The sequence below is a fragment of the Desulfoluna butyratoxydans genome (assembly GCF_900699765.1).
GTDB classification, from domain to species: Bacteria; Desulfobacterota; Desulfobacteria; order Desulfobacterales; family Desulfolunaceae; genus Desulfoluna; species Desulfoluna butyratoxydans.
Genome location: NZ_CAADHO010000009.1, coordinates 238,961 through 252,265 on the forward strand (window position 1 = coordinate 238,961; position 13,305 = coordinate 252,265).

Annotated in this window: 11 protein-coding genes; 4 read left to right on the forward strand and 7 right to left on the reverse strand. The window is 57.5% G+C overall.

Features of this window, described 5'->3' with window-relative positions; translation table 11 throughout:
- Nucleotides 1-30 precede the first annotated feature (30 nt).
- On the reverse strand, nucleotides 31-2,703 hold the full coding sequence (locus tag MSL71_RS21120) for a hypothetical protein (protein WP_180144453.1): 2,673 nt from the start codon (nucleotides 2,701-2,703) through the stop codon (nucleotides 31-33).
- A gap of 117 nt (nucleotides 2,704-2,820) precedes the next feature.
- A complete protein-coding gene (locus MSL71_RS21125; protein WP_180144456.1) occupies nucleotides 2,821-3,438 on the reverse strand; it encodes a TetR/AcrR family transcriptional regulator in 618 nt (205 codons plus the stop codon).
- 548 nt (nucleotides 3,439-3,986) lie between these two features.
- Here MSL71_RS21125 and MSL71_RS21130 point away from each other — a divergent pair.
- The gene (locus MSL71_RS21130) at nucleotides 3,987-4,457 is read left to right on the forward strand and encodes a polyhydroxyalkanoate synthesis regulator DNA-binding domain-containing protein (protein WP_180144459.1); all 471 of its coding nucleotides are present in this window, start codon (nucleotides 3,987-3,989) and stop codon (nucleotides 4,455-4,457) included.
- A gap of 10 nt (nucleotides 4,458-4,467) precedes the next feature.
- Here the strand turns inward: MSL71_RS21130 and MSL71_RS21135 are convergent, their stop codons facing one another.
- On the reverse strand, nucleotides 4,468-5,073 hold the full coding sequence (locus MSL71_RS21135) for a hypothetical protein (RefSeq protein WP_180144462.1): 606 nt from the start codon (nucleotides 5,071-5,073) through the stop codon (nucleotides 4,468-4,470).
- A gap of 692 nt (nucleotides 5,074-5,765) precedes the next feature.
- On the opposite strand from MSL71_RS21135, the gene MSL71_RS21140 reads away from it, so the two are divergent.
- Together MSL71_RS21140 and MSL71_RS21145 are read left to right on the forward strand one after the other, a co-directional pair.
- The gene (locus MSL71_RS21140) at nucleotides 5,766-6,125 is read left to right on the forward strand and encodes a hypothetical protein (protein ID WP_180144466.1); all 360 of its coding nucleotides are present in this window, start codon (nucleotides 5,766-5,768) and stop codon (nucleotides 6,123-6,125) included.
- 136 nt (nucleotides 6,126-6,261) lie between these two features.
- The gene (locus MSL71_RS21145) at nucleotides 6,262-6,753 is read left to right on the forward strand and encodes a dihydrofolate reductase (RefSeq protein WP_180144470.1); all 492 of its coding nucleotides are present in this window, start codon (nucleotides 6,262-6,264) and stop codon (nucleotides 6,751-6,753) included.
- A gap of 28 nt (nucleotides 6,754-6,781) precedes the next feature.
- On the opposite strand, the gene MSL71_RS21150 is transcribed toward MSL71_RS21145, so the two are convergent.
- The 4 genes from MSL71_RS21150 to ugpB all read right to left on the reverse strand — a co-directional run bounded on the left by MSL71_RS21150 (nucleotide 6,782) and on the right by ugpB (nucleotide 10,722).
- Entirely contained in the window at nucleotides 6,782-7,381 is a 600-nt protein-coding gene (locus tag MSL71_RS21150) for a histidine phosphatase family protein (RefSeq protein ID WP_180144473.1), read from the reverse strand.
- 99 nt (nucleotides 7,382-7,480) lie between these two features.
- A complete protein-coding gene (locus MSL71_RS21155) occupies nucleotides 7,481-8,401 on the reverse strand; it encodes an ABC transporter permease subunit (RefSeq protein ID WP_180144476.1) in 921 nt (306 codons plus the stop codon).
- A gap of 12 nt (nucleotides 8,402-8,413) precedes the next feature.
- The gene (gene ugpA / locus MSL71_RS21160; protein ID WP_180144479.1) at nucleotides 8,414-9,304 is read right to left on the reverse strand and encodes a sn-glycerol-3-phosphate ABC transporter permease UgpA; all 891 of its coding nucleotides are present in this window, start codon (nucleotides 9,302-9,304) and stop codon (nucleotides 8,414-8,416) included.
- 101 nt (nucleotides 9,305-9,405) lie between these two features.
- Nucleotides 9,406-10,722 (reverse strand): sn-glycerol-3-phosphate ABC transporter substrate-binding protein UgpB, encoded by a 1,317-nt coding sequence (ugpB, locus tag MSL71_RS21165; RefSeq protein ID WP_180144482.1) that lies wholly within the window; start codon nucleotides 10,720-10,722, stop codon nucleotides 9,406-9,408.
- A gap of 428 nt (nucleotides 10,723-11,150) precedes the next feature.
- On the opposite strand from ugpB, the gene MSL71_RS21170 reads away from it, so the two are divergent.
- Nucleotides 11,151-12,248 (forward strand): ABC transporter ATP-binding protein, encoded by a 1,098-nt coding sequence (locus MSL71_RS21170; protein WP_180144485.1) that lies wholly within the window; start codon nucleotides 11,151-11,153, stop codon nucleotides 12,246-12,248.
- Nucleotides 12,249-13,305 lie beyond the last annotated feature (1,057 nt).

Genomic DNA, 13,305 nt, shown 5'->3' on the forward strand with positions numbered 1-13,305 from the left:
TTTTATGTGTCGGTGTGATAAATCGTTGTGTCAAAAGCGGGGTAACGATCCGATGAAACAGCCGTTGGCGCCGCCCAGGCTGGAGTCTCCGGCGTGTTTTCCGTTTATTTTAAGGGCATCTTCCTTGACCTGTTCAAGATAGGACCCGTCCTTGGTCACAACACGCATCCTGATGTCGTATTTCCCGAGTTCCGAAACAGATATCTCCGCAGAGCCGCTCTCACTGGTGGCGTGGGCTTCGGTTTTGTATTCGCCGTCCACGATGCGCAAAATTTCCCATTGCCATTTTGAGATGCCCAGGTCCGGGTTGGACTTGTCTGTAAAGGTGACCGTTGCCGAGAGGTTGGCGCTCTCGGGGGTATGCTTGAAATCAAGGTCCTCCGGGGGAAAGACCCGGACGGTGGTGCTGGCGGGTTTCGTGGAGATGCCGGTAAGGCTCACTGTGTCGGTGCGTTCGTCAGTGTCCCAGATTTTGTAGGCAACCAGATCGTTTACTTTATCAAAGATTCGGGTCTCTTTGTCTTCGGGGGCCCTGCATACCTCGGAAAGGGCGATGGCCATGTCCGTGGTGGTGGTGATGCCGCTGTCAATGGTGAGGGTGACCGTGTTGCTTGCCTCGTCGTACTCGCCCTCTGCGTGGTTGGTCCCCCCTGCCAGGGTGACGCTTGTTTCGTATTCGTCAAGCCAGGGGCTGCTGCTGTCGGAAATGTTGCCGTTGTCCGATTTAAAGGACGCCGACGCAATGGTATCGTCCAGGGTGTTCAGGTGGTCGATGATGGCCTGGATGGTGGTGGTACCGTTACGGATGTGGACAGTAAGGGTGTTGTACACTGAAGAGAAGGTGGAGGTCACCTCATCTGATGGTGCGGGACTTTCGAGACGTACCTCGATGTTTCCCCTTACGCCGGGAGGGGCGGTGATATTGATAAGGTCGCCCAGGACGCCCGTTGCAGATTCCGACGCCGGTGTTTCCCCGGTGTCTTGGATAGTGACGGTGGGCCCCGGCTCCTGGGTCCTGTGCCCCCATAGCTTGATCATACCGTCAATGTAGGCGATGTTTTCCCGATACACGATGAGCTCCGGGTGCCATTCTCCCACTCCCTTGAACCGGTGGACGGCAAGGTAGTAGTCATCGCCTTTGGTCTCTTCGTTGACGAAGATGTCCTCGTTATTGCGTCCTCCCGTAAGCTGGACGCTGTCGTAATCCTTGGATGAGACCTCCCAGGGGCTGGTGCCGTGTCGGGGGTATACCTCAGAGACCGCGTGGCTCTGTTCAAGGATCTCTTTGATCTGGTTCTGGGTGGTGACCCCGGAGTTGACGGTCAGGTGGATGACATCCCCTGAGACCTCCAGGTGGGGCGTGCATCCGGTGCAGGGATGAATACGCAGCTCCCGGTTGCTCTCTTCTCCGCCTTCGCCGGTAATGTAGAGGGCGGTGGTGGCCCCTGACGGGGTGGAAGAGTAGAGAACCCCGTAAGAGGGCACGGGGTCATCTATGCCGGTGTTGAAACGCCATTCCCGCTTCCAGATGTCCCCCAGGGCAAAGTCGTAGAGGATGACCTCATGGGTGTAGGTGCCGTCCACTTTGACACCGATGCCTGTGGGTTGATCCGCCAGGATGTAAGCGGTGTTCGGCTCTGCTTCCGTCATGCGGTACAGGGCGCCCGTTGGGGTGGTGGTGGAGCCGGAGGGCGTGTTGGTGGCAGCCAGGAGGCCGTCCTCTGCTGCGCTGAGGCAGTTGATGTCGTTCTGTGTGCCTGTGAGCATCTCCTTCCATACGTCGTTGTCGGTGTCCAGATAATACGCCTTGCCGTAGCTCCCGGCAGCCACGAGGAGCCCGTTGCCCTCGTTAATGCACAACAGGGGCGGGCGATCCTCTTTGTCGATGGCCATTTGCTGCCAGCCCTTGGTGGCGTGGTATCGGAGGATGTACCCGTAGGTGGCTTCGGCCACGGCATAAAGGGTTTTGTCCGCTGTTTGCCAGACCCCTCGAAAGTCGAGGCTGAGCCCGCCGCTGTTTAAGGGGGTGAGTGCGTTTGTGCCGGTGTTCAGTTCAATGACAAGGCCTCCGGCGCTGGAAATATAGGCTTTGGAACCGAAGCCGTTGATGGCGTACATGTTGGGAAGTTCTTGAGATGCCCCGATCAGGGGGGGGAAAGAGGCGCCGTCAAAGGAGAGGAGAACCCCGGCAGGTGTTGTGTCGGTTGCCGAGCGTTGTTTCCCCCCGGACAGGTAGACCACACCGTTTTCGTCAACCCACAGGCCTGTAAAGGAGGATGCAAAATAGGGGGACTCCGGTCCGTACTGCGTGTTGAGCTCCTCCCAGGTGGATCCGGTGTAGCGAAAGATCACGCCGTACTTGCTTTGGGTGTCTACGGCGTTGATGGTTCCGTCGTTGTTGGAGTCGAACAGCGGGGGGCCGAGGCGGTAGCCTGAGGCATACACGGTTCCCCATGGGGTGGCGTGGACGGCAAAGAGCACGGCACCGGAGAGGGTGCCGTCGGAGATGTCCGACCAGGAGCCCCCTGAATGGCGGAAGGCAGCGCCGTCGAACCCCACGGCATAGGAGACGGTATCATCGGACCAGCAACCCATAAGGGGTGGCGTGGAGACGGCGGGGGGCTCATAGTCCCAGAGCCCGAAAGCGGTGGCGGCTTGGAGACAGATGGCGGCAGCTGTGAGCAGGATCAGGCGTATGGTCACGGATTTTCTCCTTGTCCGGTAGATTTGGTACGTCGGCACTGAAGAAAATCGATTATATAACAATGTTTACTCTAATAAAAGAGGTTTGATGTGTGATCATTGCATTTATACACGTCCTCAGAAGGTTATGGCTTTTTCCTCTGTGACCAGGGTGTCGTGGAAGGCTTTGGCAGTAATCCTTGCCACGTGATAAAGGCTTTCCCTGTGGGAAGAGGCGTCGCTTGACGGATAGTTTCGGAAGGTGATGACATTGCCGAAAAGGGAGGCAAAAAAGGCATGGGAATAGTAGCTGACCGGATGGGCTTCACCGGCCTTGGCCAGGGCCCTGTCCAGCATGTCCAGAAAGAGGACCTGGATGACGTTGAACTTGCGAAGTGTCTCCGGGTTTTTTTCGCCCTTGATCATGAAATGGCTCATCATCTGGAAGATATCCTCGTTGTCCACAAGGAAGTTGACGATGTCGATGGCGATATCGTCCAGTTCGCGACGGCTTTCCCAGAGGCGCGATTTGATCTTGTTGATGTCGTTGGTAAGGATCTCCACGAACAGGTCGTCCTGGCTTGGAAAGTACTGATAAAGCGATGCAACTGAGATTCCCGCCTCATTGGCGATGTCCCTCATACCGATTTCGTGGAATGAGTTCTGGCTGAAGAGATTTTTTGCTGCGTTGATAATCAATTGTCTTCGGACTTCACGTTCATGCTCTTTGAGCTGCTTCAGGACAGATTTCGCCATGGTCGGTTTCTCCTGTTCCGGGGTCCAAGTGGGCTGACATGGTATTGTTTTCGCGAGGAAGGCTGTTTCGTCATCCGGTTCCTGATCAACTGTGCTTCAAGGTACCCGCATGGTGTCTGTTATTCGGGAGGGTACCGTCTGTTAGGCGGGTTTTCGCCTGCCGGCCGCTTCAATAAGCAGACGGTCAGGGGCGTTTGTGCTTCACTATAAAGGAATTTGCGATAGGTAAAAACAAAATTGTTTAAAACAAACGAAGTAATTTTATTAAAACACTCTTTTATCAATAAAGGAAACAGGCCGCCGATGTCAATTGCATTCCCCGATGGGCTGACATATAGTACACAAAGGGTCGCCGATTCGGGGGCCTTTCAACTTAGGGCCATGCCAGGATTAAATTACCCAGGACGGGATTATCCCATAAGTCCTCAGCATGATGTTTTGATCGTTGCTTCAACACATAACGCGTTTGATGCAGAGCGTCGTTGTGTGTCATTATTTTAATTTTAGGGTATAGCACTTATCGACCGATAACCCAGGCGGGAGAGACAATGGCTGAAGAGACCGTGGTGGTGAAAAAGTACAGCAACAGGCGCCTCTACAACACATCCGAGAGCTCGTACATCACCCTGGAGCAGCTTGCCGAGATCATCCGGAGCGGAAGGGATGTGAAGGTGGTGGAGGCCGGGTCAGGGGATGACGTAACGGCCTATATCCTCACCCAGATCCTTGTGGAAGAAGCAAAGAACAAAAAGTTTTTTCTCCCCGTTCATCTGCTTCACCTGATGCTTCGGTACGGTGACAACATGATGGGGGATTTTTTCGACCTCCACCTGTCTCAGACCATCGACAGTTACGTCAAGCAGCGGAAAGCCTTTGACGATCAATTCAAGAAGGTGCTCCATTTCAGCTCGGAGTTTACCGAGATGGCGAGGCGATCCGTGGACGATCTGGCCAAAGCCTCACCTTTTCCCTTTTTCCACACAGGCAGAAAAGAGCCCGGGGAGAAGGGAGAGCCCTGAAGCGGACACCCTAGTGAAAAAAACGGTTTTTGATCTGTGCAATGACCCCCTTGATCCCCGTGGGGGCCACCCGGGCCGCTCCAAGGGCGGCGGTTTGGCTTCGCACACCGTTGACAGCCTCCTGCAAGGCCGAGGCAAGGGCCGGGCCCTTTTCCCGTATGGCGGCCTGTCCCTTTTCAGGGTTTACCCGGAATGTTACGTAGAGGGCTTCCACCTGGCCCTGGAACCTGCGGAGTTGTCCTGAAAGTTTTTGCACACTCCGCTCCCACCGTTTGATCTCCGATGCCACGATTTTTTCCTGCCTGGGGTAGGCCTTGCCCACCCGTCTGATCCGCTTGATTTCATTTTTCATGAGGGCCATCTCCGCGTTGACGTCGACCATAAGGTGATAGACATCGGGGAGCCGTGCCCAGGAGAATTTCAGGACACTGTCGTCGAGGTCCACGTATTCCAGGGTTTGACGGGGGTAGCCAGATTTGAAAAAGGTGGTGTATCCAAACCAGCCCCCTGCACCGAGGCCCGCAATGAGCAGCACGACCGCAATGGGCAGGAGTATCTTTTTTTTGCGCTTTTTGGGTTTGGGGCCGTCTGCGGTTTCGTTCTTCTCGGTTGTCATCTTTTTTATCCCACGGCTTGCGGTTGTCGGTTCGGCTCCCTTTGTTATCATCTCGGCCGGGGAGAGGGCCAGCTTTAGTCCGGACATTTCATGAGAAAATAACCAGCCAAAGAAAAAATACCGTTGTTTCAGGTGGCTATAATGAAAATGTTGGCTGTTTTGAAACTGTAAATCGACGTTTGCTGTTTGATTTTCTCACCCTTCGGGCGGACCGAGTGCACCCATCTTCTGCGTTATCAGAGCTTTGAGGTAAACCACGATATCTGCAGCTCTGAGGCCTTGAATATGCGGTGCACTCGACTCGTGAAATATCCGGGTTAGTCCGCAGATTTTTTTGCGGCCTTGCTTAACGTTCCGCTTCCGACGTATACTGTATGCATAGACCGCCGGATGTACCCCCATCACCATGCACTTGCATTCAACGTTCGATATATGGTTTGGCCCGCGACAGCGAGGGGCGTGGAAATCCTTGTGCGTTTCCAGGCCCCTGAAGAGCAATCGCTGAGTATTTTCGCGACCATTATTTGTTCAAACGTATCCGTTTCCCCATTCCCATTCGTGTAAGCCACTCATCGCTGACGTTCATGCCGGTACCGATGCCGCGAGCCGTGCAAACGGCCCATGCATCACAGACAACCTCGCCCCGGACGGGAGGCCGTATGGATATTTTATCCGATAGCGTCGGAAGACATGTGAAGACACGATATTACCGAACACTGGAGCTGGCCACAGGAAAACGCCGCGACTTCGAGCAGCTCAGGGAGCAGCTTGTGTCGATCCTCTACGATGTGGTGGACATCGATCTGTTTCAGGATGTCGCCGAAGAGGTGGTGGAGTCCATCGACGAGCTCACCGAAGGGGTGAAAGGAATCACCCTGCTGCATCGCTACGGCACCCTGCTGGATCCGTCGACCTGCTCCATCCATTCGTTTCGGCCCCTGTGCCGGGAACTGCTGGAGCTGGTGAACCGCGTGCTGTCCGTGACGCGGGGAAACAAAGGCCAGCGTCGCATGGCCCGGATGCACACCATGGGGATCCAGATCATCAAATAGCCGGTATCACGGACCCGTCTCCTCGACACGGCCCGGCCCGGGTGGTATAGGGGAGAGACGGCACACGGCGCGGGATGTTCCCGGGCCCGTCAAGGGTGCTGTTGGGCTTTATACGGGTGATGAAGGGATGGTACACATGAAAATTTCAATTGTCGTCGCGGTGGCGGACAACGGGATCATCGGCAACGGTGCCGATATTCCCTGGCATATCGAAGGGGAGCTTTCTCTGTTCAAGGCGGTGAGCTACCATCACAGCGTGCTCATGGGCAGGAAAACCTGGGAGACCATCGGGCGCCCCCTGCCGGGCAGGCAGATCATTGTCCTGACGCGCAATGCCTCCTACAAAGCCCCCGGATGCCTGGTGTGCACCACCCTTGAGGAGGCCGTTGAGGCGGGCTGCGCAGGGGGGCGACGGCTCATGGTGGCCGGGGGCGGCGAAATCTTCCGGGAGACCCTTCCCCTGGCAGACACCCTTCACATCTCCCATATCCACGCCACACCCGCCGGGGATATTTTCATGCCCGAGATTCCCGACACCTTCACACCGGTTTTTTCCCAGGCGTATCCCGCCGAGACTCCCTACACCTATACCATCTACCAGAAAGACCCCGCAGCCGCCGGCGCCTGATGGGCCCCGGCACTTTGCGCGGTGTGTTTTACCTGCTGGGGACCGGCCGGATTTCGGCGGTCTCCAGGGGGGATATGCTGCGGTGTTTTGCCGGATCGATGCCGTCGAACACACACTGGAGGATCTGGCCCGGATCCCCGTGGGTGACCAGGATGATGTCCTTTTCATTGTAGCGGCGCCCCGTACGTTTCACCACCTCCACCATGCGGGCGGCAACGGAGCTGACGCTCTCCACGCCGAACTCGGTGTGATCCGGGTTTGTCTCATCAAAGGCCCATCCCTTTTCGTAGAGGCCGCTTTCCTTTAAATCAAACTCCCCGAAAAAGCGCTCCCGCAGGTTGGCGTCGGAGAACCGCTCCGCCTTGAGGATCTTGGCTGCGATGTCGGCGGTCTCCATGGTGCGGAGAAAGGGCGAGCAGACCACCACGGGTTTGATGAGGCTGTTGAAGAGCCCCTCGTCGGCGGCACGGGTTACGGAGCGGGTCACCTCCTCCTTGCCGGTCTCCGAGAGCCCCCAGTTGCCGATACCGTTTTCCGGGCTGCTCACAATGAGGCCCTGTTCATTGGCTGTGCTGTGGCCGTGGCGTAAAATGAAGTAGCGGTTGGTGTGAAAGGGAAGGGTGATCATGTGGGGTTGCCTTTATGCTGTGTGAGAAAAAAGAAGCAGGGCGCGGCATACCGAATGGTGTGCCGCGCCCTGGGAGTTTGTGACGGATAAGGTCCGGGGCTATTTTTCCGAGTCCACCAGGCCTTTGACGAACCACTTCTGCATGGCCAGGACCACCACGATGGGCGGCAGCATGACGATGAGGGCCCCTGCCAGGGCGATGTTCCACTCGGGGAGGTCGTCGGCAAGGGGGATGAGGTTCTGCAGGCCGATGACCGCTGTCTGCATCTTGGGGTTGGTGGTGATGAGCAGGGGCCAGAGGTACTGGTTCCAGCCGTAAACAAACTCAATGACCACCAGGGCGGCGATGTTGGTTTTGGACAGGGGCAACAGCACCTTCCAGAAGAAGGTCATGGGGGAGGCCCCGTCCATTTTGGCCGCTTCGCAGAGTTCTTCCGGCACGGTGAGGAAAAACTGCCGGAAGAGGAAGGTGCAGGTGGCAGAGGCCACCAGGGGCAGGATCAGGCCGGTGTGGCTGTCCAGAAGGCTCCAGTTGAGGGAGACCTCCACATCGTGCCCTGCAAACCAGCTCACCACGCTGTTGAGGTGCAGCATGTCCCAGAGGGGCTGCAGGGGGCCGAAGAGGTTGGCGGCCATCTCGTAGGTGGGCAGGATGCGCACCTCCACCGGCAGCATCAGGGTGCAGAATACCGTGACAAAGGCCACGGTGCGCAGCTTGTAGTCAAAGTAGACGATGGAAAACGCCCCCAGCATGGAAACGGAAATCTTGCCGAGGGTGATGCCCGAGGCCATGATCAGGGAGTTGAAGAGCTGGGTGGAGAGATCCCCGCGGGTCCAGGCCAGCTTCATGTTGACGAAAAACTGATCCCCGGGAACCAGGGGCATGGGGACCATGGAGACCTTTTCCAGGGGCAGGGACGCGGCAATGCCTGCGTAGAGGATGGGAAAGCCGACGATGACGATGCCCAGGATCAGAAAAACGTAGGTCAGAAAATCGAGTATGGGTGTTTTTTCAACCATGATGTGCCTTTATTACCCCGCGTATTGGACTCTTTTTTCGATGAATTTGAACTGGAACACGGTGACTCCGACGATGAGGATCATCAGGATCACGGACTGGGCAGCGGACGAGCCCATGTCCAGCCCAACGAATCCGTCCTGGTACACCTTGTAGACCAGGGTGTTGGTGGCCCCGCCCGGGCCCCCTTGGGTGACCGCATGGATGACCCCGAAGGTCTCGAAGAAGGCGTAGATGATGTTCATGACGGTCAGGAAAAAGAGGGTGGGGGACAACAGCGGCAGGGTGATTGCGAAAAACCGCCGGAAAGGGGAGGCGCCGTCCATGGAGGCCGCTTCGATGAGCGAATGGGGAATGGCCTGGAGTCCGGCCATGAAGAAGACGAAGTTGTAGCTGATCTCTTTCCAGGCACTGGCGATGATGACCATGGCCAGGGCGTCGTTGCCGTTGAGCACCGGGTTCCAGTTGAACCCGAACCACTTTTTCAGGGCCAGGGCCACCACCCCGAAGGAGGGGTGCAAAAGAAAAAGCCAGAGGACACCGGAGATGGCCGGGGCCACGGCGTAGGGCCAGATGAGCATGGTCCGGATCAGGGCCTTGCACCGCGTGGCCCGGTTGGCCAGGGTGGCGATGATCATCCCCAGGGAGATGGAGACAAAGGCGGTGGTGAGGCTGAAGACAATGGTGATGCCGATGGACTTGAGGTAGAGGGGATCGGTGAAGATCGCCGTAAAGTTCTCAAACCACACGAAGGTGTTGGACATCCCGAAGGGGTCGCTCAGGAGAAAGGATTGCACCAGTCCCTGGGCGGCGGGCCAGTAAAAAAAAGTCAACGTGACCAGAACCTGTGGAAGGATCAGCACGTAGGGCAGGTACCTTGAATTGAAAACCGATCGTTTTTGCATGGGGCCTGTGGCTTTTGGGGTAATACGTCAACGCACGAAGGCCCCGGGCCCGGCCGCAGGGGCCGGATCCGGGGCGGTGTCTGTTAAACCTTTAGATGCGGTTAGGACCGCTTCTTGTAGGTTTTGGCAAAGGATTTCAGTTTGATGTTGGCACGCTTGACCGCCGCGTCCAGGGCTTCCTGGGGGGTCTTGTTGCCGTTCCACACCAGCTCCAGCTCTTCGTTGATGATGTTGCGGATCTGGGTGAAGCTGCCGAGGCGCAGGCCCCGTGAGATTTTGGTGGGGTCCCGTCGTTTGAGCTGCTTGATGCCCACTTCCTGCTTGGGGTCGGCCTTGTAGTAGCCCTTGGCCTTGAGGCTTTCGTAGGCGTCGATGGTGGCGGGGAAGTAGCCGGTCTGCTTGTGCCAGTACTCCTGGATCTCGTTGGTGGAGATGAACTTCAGGAAGGCGGCCGTGGCCTTGTACTCTTCCTTGGTGTGGCCCCTGAGTACCCAGAGGGAGGCCCCGCCGATGATGCTGTTCTGGGGCTCTTTCATGTCCGCTTCCACGGGAAGGGGAGCCACGCCCCAGTCAAACTGGGCCGCTTTCTTCAGCTTGGCGATGCCGCTGATGGAGTCCATGTAGATCCCGGCTTTCTGGGCGAGGAACTCGGCCTTGGGGCCCTGGTACTTCTGGCCGGAGTAGACGAATCGGCCGTCCTTGGCCCAGTCCCGGAGGCGGGTGACGTGCTTGACCATCTGGGGGTTGTTGATGGTGAGCTCCACGTCAAGGCCTTCGTAGCCGTTGGCTCTGGTGGCAAAGGGGATGTTGTGGATGGCGCTGTAGTTCTCCACCTGAACCCAGGACTGCCAGGCGGTGACCATACCGGCGTCGACCCCTGCGGCACGGAGTTTGCCCGTGGCCACGCCCATGTCGTCCCAGGTGACGGGGACGGTGTCAATGCCCGCTTTTTTGAAGAGCTCTTTGTTGTAGTACATGACCGGTGTGGACGAGTTGAAGGGCATGGAAACCAGTTCGCCGTCGGCGTTCATGTAGTAGGAGAGAATGGGCTGGAGGTACCGTGACCAGTCGATGTCGTTGCCTGTGTCCTTCATGAGCTGGAACACGGGGTAGACCACGCCGGAGAGCATCATGGTCTGGGTGCCCACTTCGAATACCTGCATGATATGGGGCTGTTTTTTTGCCCGGAAGGCGGCGATCCCTGCGTTGAGGGTCTCGTCGTAGTTCCCTTTGAAGGTGCCCACGACACGGTACTGGTCCTGGGACTCATTGAATCGCTTGATGATTTCGTTGGCCACTTCGCCGCGAGCAGATCTCATGGCATGCCACCATTCAATGGTGACGGGTTTGGCCATGGCTGCTGCGGGGGCAAGGATCAGTGCCGCAGTAAGTGTTGCTAACCATTTTCGAAGAACCATCTCTTCTCCTCCTCATCGTGGGTCGTTCTGAAATAACGCCTGATTGATTGTAACCGCTACTGGTTATGCCGCACACAGGGTATGGCGATTTTGGGGGAGCGTCAAGGCATAATCAGCCCCGGAAGGGCCCTGTTGCCGCACCGGGCCGGGGGCCGCGGCAGGGATTGATTTTAAAATCCGCTCCCTTGTTTTCGGGTGGTAAAAAATTTCGTATGCACAGTTGTCTTCCCTCCGGGGGGCTCGGGATGCGGGTGGTGCGGGGGGACGTGATTTTTTTATTGTTTCGGTTGCGCCATTCCTGCTAAGACCCCTTGGAGAGATGCGGGATCTTTTTCCATGGCATGGCGGCCGGCGCAAGCGGGCCTGTGCCGGTGGCCGATGACAAGAAGCTCCGACCCGTGCGGGGTGCTTTCAGAACAGGACAGGATATGGCTCGTCTTCAGATAAAAGATGTGGTGAAGAGATATGGCAGGACCGAGGTGGTGCACGGCATCAATCTCGATATCGAGGACAAGGAGTTTGTGGTGTTTGTGGGCCCTTCCGGCTGCGGCAAGTCCACTACCCTGCGGATGATCGCCGGCCTCGAAGAGATTTCGGACGGGACCATGTCCATCGGGGACAAGGTGATCAACGACCTGGCCCCCAAGGATCGCGGCGTGGCCATGGTGTTCCAGAATTACGCCCTCTACCCTCACATGAACGTTTTTGACAACATGTCCTTTGGCCTGAAAATCAAAAAAAGGCCCAAGGAGGAGATCAAGCGTCGCGTGGAAGAGGCGGCGGCCATCCTGGGGCTGGAAGAGTTTCTCTACCGCAAGCCCTCCCAGCTCTCCGGCGGCCAGCGCCAGCGCGTGGCCATGGGCCGGGCCATTGTGCGCAGGCCCGATATTTTTCTCTTTGACGAGCCCCTCTCCAACCTCGACGCCAAGCTCAGGACCCAGATGCGCATCGAGATGAAGAAACTCCATCGCCGTGTGGATGCCACCATCATCTACGTCACCCACGATCAGGTGGAAGCCATGACCTTGGGGGACCGCATCGTGGTGATGAAAGACGGGCATATCGTTCAGCAGGGCAAGCCCCTGGAGCTCTTTGAAAATCCCGTGAACACCTTTGTGGCGGGCTTTATCGGCAGCCCTCCCATGAACCTGGTCCCCGCAGTGGTCAAAGGCGTGGCAGGGGGCCTCTCCCTTGTGTTTGAGGGTGAGGTGAGCCTTCCCATTCCGGAAAAAGAAGGCGCAGGCATTGCCCCCGGTCAGGAGGTGGTTGTGGGGATCCGCGCCGAAGACCTGACCCTTGAAAGCGGTGAGGGTCGCTTCCCGGACGACTGGAAACTCCCCGGCGTGGTGGATGTGGTGGAGCCCCTGGGCAACGAAACCCACGTCCACGTGGACCTGGGCGGCGCCAGGGTCCTTGCCAAATGCGACGGCCGCAGGGTCGTCAGCCCCGGAGACGCTGTGCGCGTGGAAGCCAACCTCAATCAGTTGCACATCTTTGACGCTGAGTCCACCAAGGCGATTTATTGAGGGGGTAGGAAAATAGGGAATAGGGAATAGGGGCCGTCACGCCCATATCCCTGAAATCGCACGGTGTTCCGTAGGGCGCGCCGTGCGCACCGCAAACGCCCCATCCATAGAAACCGACCGAAGTCATGGCGCCCTATTGTTTTTTGCGTCATCGATTTAATGCCCCTCGAAACGCCATCCGGTGCGGGAGCCGCACCCTACAGCTCGCGATGCTGCTCGGTGTTCCGCAGGGTGCGCCGTGCGCACCGCAAACGCCCCATCCATAGAAACCGACCGACGTCATGGCGCCCTATTGTTTATTGCGTCACCGATTTACTGCCCCTCGAAACGCCATCCGGTGCGGGAGCCGCACCCTACAGCTCGCGATGCTGCTCGGTGTCCCGCAGGATGCGCCGTGCGCACCGCAAACGCCCCATCCACAGAAACCGACCGACGTCATGGCGCCCCTTGTTTTTGGCGCCACCGATTTAATGCCCCTCGAAACGCCATCCGGTGCGGGAGCCGCACCCTACAGCTCGCGATGCCGGTCGGTGTTCCGCAGGGTGCGCCGTGCGTACCGCAAACGCCCCATCCATAGAAACCGACCGAAGTCATGGCGCCCTATTGTTTTTTGCGTCACCGATTTACTGCCCCTCGAAACGCCACCCGGTGCGGGAGCCGCACCCTACAGCCCGCGATACCGCTCGGTGTCCCGTAGGTGCGCAGTGCGTACCGCAAACGCTCCATCCATAGAAACCGACCGAAGTCATGGCGCCCTTTGTTTTTTTGCGTCACCGATTTACTGCCCCTCGAAACGCCACCTGGTGAGGGAGCCGCATCCTACAGCCCGCGATGCTGCTCGGTGTCCCGTAGGGTGCGCCGTGCGCACCGCAAACGCCCCATCCATCCCCCTGTGTCAGGGTAGTTGTCGCCTCGTATGAAATTGTATAAAACAAAGCGAGGCGGATTTGGAAAAGTTATGAATCACTATTCCCCAGCATACAAGGCAGAGCTCATTCAACGTATGTCGCCACCGGAGAATATTCCTGTAAAGGAACTCGAGAAAGAAACTGGGATA

What these genes read in the sequence shown, in the direction of transcription:
- MSL71_RS21125 (WP_180144456.1), bottom strand. Translation starts at nt 3,438, where the DNA reads ATGGCGAAATCTGTCCTGAAGCAGCTCAAAGAGCATGAACGTGAAGTC.
- MSL71_RS21145 (WP_180144470.1), top strand. Translation starts at nt 6,262, where the DNA reads ATGAAAATTTCAATTGTCGTCGCGGTGGCGGACAACGGGATCATCGGC.
- MSL71_RS21130 (WP_180144459.1), top strand. Translation starts at nt 3,987, where the DNA reads ATGGCTGAAGAGACCGTGGTGGTGAAAAAGTACAGCAACAGGCGCCTC.
- ugpB (WP_180144482.1), bottom strand. Translation starts at nt 10,722, where the DNA reads ATGGTTCTTCGAAAATGGTTAGCAACACTTACTGCGGCACTGATCCTT.
- MSL71_RS21170 (WP_180144485.1), top strand. Translation starts at nt 11,151, where the DNA reads ATGGCTCGTCTTCAGATAAAAGATGTGGTGAAGAGATATGGCAGGACC.
- MSL71_RS21135 (WP_180144462.1), bottom strand. Translation starts at nt 5,073, where the DNA reads ATGACAACCGAGAAGAACGAAACCGCAGACGGCCCCAAACCCAAAAAG.
- ugpA (WP_180144479.1), bottom strand. Translation starts at nt 9,304, where the DNA reads ATGCAAAAACGATCGGTTTTCAATTCAAGGTACCTGCCCTACGTGCTG.
- MSL71_RS21155 (WP_180144476.1), bottom strand. Translation starts at nt 8,401, where the DNA reads ATGGTTGAAAAAACACCCATACTCGATTTTCTGACCTACGTTTTTCTG.
- MSL71_RS21150 (WP_180144473.1), bottom strand. Translation starts at nt 7,381, where the DNA reads ATGATCACCCTTCCCTTTCACACCAACCGCTACTTCATTTTACGCCAC.